Below are 5,535 nucleotides of genomic sequence, written 5' to 3' on the forward strand. Positions count from 1 at the left end.
ATTCAGAATTGAAATAGAAAAATTTAAAAATAAATAACTTGGAAATAGATTTTATGATAAAATTCAATCAGCTATATTAATTTCTACACTTATGTCTGCACTACAAAAAATTAATGAAGATATGATAGTGAATCTTCCTAAGGGTGATTTACACGTTCATTTAAATGGAGCTATTCCAACAAATTTAGTTAAGGAATTATTAGCAAAAAATACAAATGGAATTCCCTCAAATTTTGATATTAATAAAGATTTAAATATTCTCGAACCACAAAAAAATCTGCAAGATTATTTAAAACCATGGAAAGTCTTAAATTTAATACCTAGATCGCAGAGTGATTTAAATAAAATAGTATTACAAACATTTTTTAGTTTAAAACGGCTTTGTTGTATAAACATTCTTCAAGATACTGATTTTTAAGGATTTGTTTAAATTTTAATCCAAAAATAAATTAAACAAAATCATAGTCTTAGATATTTATGCAACAAAGCCCCATTAGAGCTAAACTCCATTTACTAATGTCATATTTAAATCTAATGGTATGAAAGTACTATCAAATATACTGTTTAAATTACAGCGATTTCATTCTTGCTTCCATTATTTCGAATTTGAAGTCTTGGAACCATTGAATTATTTAAGTAATCATAAATAACCATTTCAGGATGATGCAGATCAAATGCTTGTCCAAACCATATACAAGCAGCATTGGATGCACATGGTAAGACATGAATTTTGGTAATTCCTTTATCTGTTAGACTATGAAATAACGCATGAATATCTTGCATGAAACTTAGTCCTCGTTCAGGATTTCTTATTGCTCCATTCCCCATATATTCTGGTTTAGCAGTAATATTAATTACCGGATGTCCTAATTCAACAGCCTTATTTTTAGAGGTTTCTGGATCAGCAGTGAGATTCAATCTAATAGTAATTTCAGTACAATCTTCTATTTCACTGAAATTATTAATTTCATACGCTTTGGTTGTACATATAAGATCAGGCCACATCCAACAACTTCCATCCCTATACATAAGCATAGGTATAAATTTCCCTTTATTTCCTAATTTACTTCCTAATGCTATTAGGCATGGCATAGGGCCGAAGCCAAAAATAGCTACTCTCTTATCATCAAATTTAGTTTCCCTAAGTAATTGTTCTGTTTGAACTTCAAATTCTTCTAAAAAATACTTTTTATAGAACTCATCAGCTGAAGCTCTTAAATGAGCTGGTAATGGTTCATGAATTAGTGTCTTATCTTTATGCAAAATAGATTTTAATGGGAGAAGGCAGCTTGCAATATCACGTCGTGAAGGAGACTGAGGAATATTGCGATTCACGGGCCAGAAAAATAAATACACTGGCATAGGAGTAAAGCTTAAAGAATCTAATAAATCTTCGCATTGTGCTGTGAAATTACTTCTCATTTGCGAGAGTCTTGAAGCTGTATATTCTGCGCCAGCAACTTTATCAATTAACCTATGATGTTTTTCACATAATAATAAAATATTCGTTGGATCATCTGATAGTTGATATGAGAAGAAGGGGATACCGCGAGTAGAATTTTCTGATGCTGCAACATTATGAGCTAAAACGCCATATGTACCTTCAAATCCAGTTATTTCATCTATGTTTAATTTTGCACCACATCCTTTAAACATACATCGGCCATGACTTGAGAGATAAATCTGGTTTTTATCTTTTTCAGATAAATCGTTACCCCTACCTGTAAGATGCTCAAAATCAAAAATTCTTTTTATGAAATATTCTAATTGGTTTACAGGGTTTGGTTTTTGTTTAGGAATCTTTCTAGGAACAAAATCTACATCTTTAACTTCGCTCTCTTGAGAGGAGGTTAAATTCCATGTTTCTTTTAACTTTTCAAAATCATGTAGAGTGTGGGCATCAATTATGTGACCTTGAAGAAAGCGTGCATAAATGGAAATTTTTTTGGCAAGCAATCTTCGGACAAAAGTTAAAGTATCATCATAATTGAGAATTATACGGAAAAAACTTTCAGGGCTTTTATTTTTCAATAAGACAAAAATTATATTTTTACGTTCTTCATCAACTAATACACCTAATGAATCTATACAAATATGCTTTAAAATTTCTTCTATATATTTATTTGCATTTGATAAATCATCTATTGCTGATAAAGAAGTCTGTAAACTTAGGGATGGGTCTAGTTGCATTTTCAATTTAACTCAATATAACCTAACAGTTTGATTTTAAAATTTTTTCTACCAATCCAGATTCCAGTTTTTACTCTTCCGATTATTAAATATAAAACTGGGTCATTAAGATTGGTAATGCCATTTAGAACAGTATCTATATCCCTTAAATCGGTTGGAGAGGGTGTTGGTACATCTTCAGGATGTGTATGCCATAGGCCTTGAAAATTATAGAATTTTTTAGATTCGTTCCAAGCTTGTATTAAAGCATATTGGTGGGACTTTGACCTAAAGAAAGACATACGTGTTTGACAGTCTCCTTCCATAGGAGAGGTAAAGCTTTCAATGATTTTAGCTTTAGTTTCTATGTCTGTTCTTCCAATTAGAATGCCACCCGATTCTGGAGAATCTGATTCTAATTGTATAAATTGCTTTAAACTCTTTAAAACATTTGCTTGAATAATAAAGACTTGGCCTGTAGGTGTGTCACATTTAATCCTCCCTTGAGTTATGTATTGCAACATGGGCATACTTCTTTATAAATTTCTTTTAAATTCAATATATTAATTCCATTTGAATTATTTACTGAATTATAAAAAGGGGTAGTAATTATTCCATTTTTATTTGCATTCTGATTGTCGCCAGAAATAGAAACAAATCCTAATTGTTGATTCAGGACATATTCAGAAATATAGCTTGCTAGCTTCATGCAATTTAAAGAAGAGAAGGGGGTAAATGCACCAGCACACCCTGTAATATTTTTAGCAATTAGCTGTCCAGATTGTACATATTTATACATAGGGGTAAGACTTTTATTTGATTTTTCATCAAAATATAAGCAGTTTAAACATCCTACATGTTTATTATTGAAAGAAATAAAATGTCCACCTAAATCATAAGGTTCTAACCAGCCTATTATTACTTGAATGTTTGCACTTATTTCATAAATAGTTTTTACGAGAGAAATCTCAGTAGGAGTATGGCCAATTGCTATGATGATAGTATCAATATCTTCAGTAATTTTTGATTTTATCCAGCTTTCACCATGGCTTACGAATGGAAAAATAGTTAATCCGGGCCTTTCTATTAAAAACTTATTAGCTAAAGAAGTAGATTTATAGGTATTAACATACTGCAAACCTAAAGAATGACGATAAATATTATCTGTTTTTAAAAGCTCTGGATCTATGAAAGAAAATTTATTTACGCCTGTTTGAGCTAATATCTCTGCAATCTTTGAGCCTAAAGCCCCACATCCGATAATCGCTATATGTCTTGTTTTTTTCTCTTGCCCCGTTCTATTTAATAAATAATCTATCCACGCTCTTTGTGTTAAAGAGACTTTAAAGCCTTTGAAGGATACTTTTTCTTTGAAAGAATACCAAATGGCATAATAAAAAATCACATAAGCAAATCCATGTTCATTTGGAATTCCCACTAGGGCATAATGATTGCCTTGTTTTAACAAAGATCGTTTGTTCTCATTAGAGAGGGTATTAACAATTTTTAGAAAATAGTCCTCATTAAAATAATCTCCTATATCTGGTATGGGGAAAACAGAAGCATCTTCTAATAATATCTTATGAATTTTTACTTTTGTGAGCTGGTTGTGGTTTATGTAAGAACTATCGCCATCATCAATATGCTCTAATATTTGATGATTCCCTTTTGATGATTTTCTTAACCAACCATATAAATTAAATGTAGAAGTAGGGTCGCAATGTAATATTACATCCTCATTTATATTTTGAGTGCTGCCTAAATATCCTTCTAGTTCGTTATACAAGCTTACTCGGTTGTTTAATTGAAAATTAATAAAAGATTGCTTGAGTATATCTATAGCCCTTTCAAAGAATTCAGTAATAAGTTCTTTATGTCTATAGCCTTCAAAGTTTTCACCTTGATGATCCGTAGTACAAATTTCCCCACTTTGACTCACATGATCTAAGGCAGACATTGGTCGTGTCAATATTCTAAAAATGGGAGGTATCGTCCAATTAGCTCTATTTTGAAAAATTAGACCAAGGCAAACCTGTTGTGTATTAATGAGAAAATCAAATTTTAGATTAACCCAATCCTTAGTAATAGAAGTGACATGGATATTTTGAGCTCCATGTTCACTTAATAGCTTTTCAATATTGTCTAACTTTGGGTTATCAAAAAACATTGAGTTTTCCTAAGCAGATTTTCCTTCTTGAGTGTAATAAGTTTGTACTACTGGTTCGGACACTTCTTGTATTTCAGGGATAGGGAATTGTCTTCCAAAAGTTTTATTTAAAATTTTGCAAGCTTCTACTGTATCAGTTTCCTCATTTACAGCTTCTAAAGATGATTTTAAATCTTCAAGTTTTGATTTTAAGTGCTCCATTTGTTTTCGGGTCAATTTTTCGAGTAAGTCTACACCTTGATGTGCAGGTAAATTAATTACGAGTCTGAAGTAATACTCGTTATTTTCTGGATCAATGCTAAAGGTAGTGAATTGATCTAATACATTATTTACTATAGAAAGTAATACCTTATTATCATTCTCATAATCTTCAGCTGTTATATGCTCATATACAGCTGTAGTGATAGCAATACTCTTAAAAAAATCTAGACCTTTCTCATTTCGCCATTGTTTCAAGTAGCGAGTACATCGTCTAAACTGATGACGTAAATCTGAATCATCTTCAAATTTTCCCAAAATTGTATCGGTAAGTTCAGTAGGATTTGAAATATCCCAAGTCTTAAGGTCTTCAGAGGAGAATTCCTTACCTCGAGCTAGATACATATTGCCTTTGTCGTCTTCAGCGTAGATGGGCAGATCTACATGATAATCGGGACTACCATTTTTGAGATAAGTGACAGTTACGCAAGGTCGTTTGATCGTTACAGTTCTATTTGAATGAGTTAAAGCATCTCTAACAATTTTTTTAATTTCTACTGAGCCATATTCCTCTTTGTCACAATCTAATAAAACTCCTACATCAATATCATAATCTCCATTCTTAGGCTTAATCCCTGTGCCCAAGGCATAACTACCTTGATTAAAGTATTCAACAAATTGAGGACCATTTGGATCCTTTTTGAGTTCATCTTTTAAGGTGCTAATCAAAAGGTCACGTTTTTCACGTAATGTACTTTCTTCGTCATAACGACCTAATCGAATATTTGTGTGGAACTTAGCATAGTGTTTTTGTGGATTCGCCATATTGTTGTATTCCTGTAGTGCTTTTGTTGTTATGGGGATCTCCTATATTAAATACAAGTTAAGACATTAAAAAAAATAGAATTTTTAAAGGGAAAATTTAATCAAAAAATATTTAAACAAACGATGAGATGTATCAATCTCCAATTTTTAGCATTCCTTCCCAACTAAAATAGTTT

General features: G+C 31.5%; 5 protein-coding genes. 1 reads left to right on the forward strand and 4 read right to left on the reverse strand.

The window, feature by feature from the left end; translation table 11 throughout:
- Positions 1 to 91: 91 nt before the first annotated feature.
- On the forward strand, positions 92 to 418 hold the full coding sequence (locus tag EXE10_RS19990) for a hypothetical protein (protein WP_005028412.1): 327 nt from the start codon (positions 92 to 94) through the stop codon (positions 416 to 418).
- Positions 419 to 564: 146 nt separating this feature from the next.
- Here the strand turns inward: EXE10_RS19990 and EXE10_RS19995 are convergent, their stop codons facing one another.
- Genes EXE10_RS19995 through EXE10_RS20010 form a run of 4 tightly spaced genes read right to left on the reverse strand, consistent with a single transcriptional unit; the run spans position 565 to position 5,359 of the window.
- Complete coding sequence (locus tag EXE10_RS19995; protein WP_005006366.1) at positions 565 to 2,190, reverse strand: SAVED domain-containing protein; 1,626 nt, start codon at positions 2,188 to 2,190, stop codon at positions 565 to 567.
- 2 nt (positions 2,191 to 2,192) lie between these two features.
- Positions 2,193 to 2,693 (reverse strand): Mov34/MPN/PAD-1 family protein, encoded by a 501-nt coding sequence (locus tag EXE10_RS20000; protein ID WP_005006362.1) that lies wholly within the window; start codon positions 2,691 to 2,693, stop codon positions 2,193 to 2,195.
- Positions 2,678 to 4,336 (reverse strand): ThiF family adenylyltransferase, encoded by a 1,659-nt coding sequence (locus tag EXE10_RS20005; protein WP_005006360.1) that lies wholly within the window; start codon positions 4,334 to 4,336, stop codon positions 2,678 to 2,680. The genes EXE10_RS20000 and EXE10_RS20005 overlap by 16 nt, the downstream gene beginning before the upstream one ends.
- A 9-nt stretch (positions 4,337 to 4,345) precedes the next feature.
- A complete protein-coding gene (locus tag EXE10_RS20010) occupies positions 4,346 to 5,359 on the reverse strand; it encodes a nucleotidyltransferase (protein WP_005006358.1) in 1,014 nt (337 codons plus the stop codon).
- Positions 5,360 to 5,535 lie beyond the last annotated feature (176 nt).

The sequence above is a fragment of the Acinetobacter sp. WCHAc060033 genome, from assembly GCF_004209125.1.
Lineage (GTDB): Bacteria > Pseudomonadota > Gammaproteobacteria > Pseudomonadales > Moraxellaceae > Acinetobacter > Acinetobacter wuhouensis.

What these genes read in the sequence shown, in the direction of transcription:
- EXE10_RS19995 (WP_005006366.1), bottom strand. Translation starts at nt 2,190, where the DNA reads ATGCAACTAGACCCATCCCTAAGTTTACAGACTTCTTTATCAGCAATA.
- EXE10_RS19990 (WP_005028412.1), top strand. Translation starts at nt 92, where the DNA reads ATGTCTGCACTACAAAAAATTAATGAAGATATGATAGTGAATCTTCCT.
- EXE10_RS20005 (WP_005006360.1), bottom strand. Translation starts at nt 4,336, where the DNA reads ATGTTTTTTGATAACCCAAAGTTAGACAATATTGAAAAGCTATTAAGT.
- EXE10_RS20010 (WP_005006358.1), bottom strand. Translation starts at nt 5,359, where the DNA reads ATGGCGAATCCACAAAAACACTATGCTAAGTTCCACACAAATATTCGA.
- EXE10_RS20000 (WP_005006362.1), bottom strand. Translation starts at nt 2,693, where the DNA reads ATGTTGCAATACATAACTCAAGGGAGGATTAAATGTGACACACCTACA.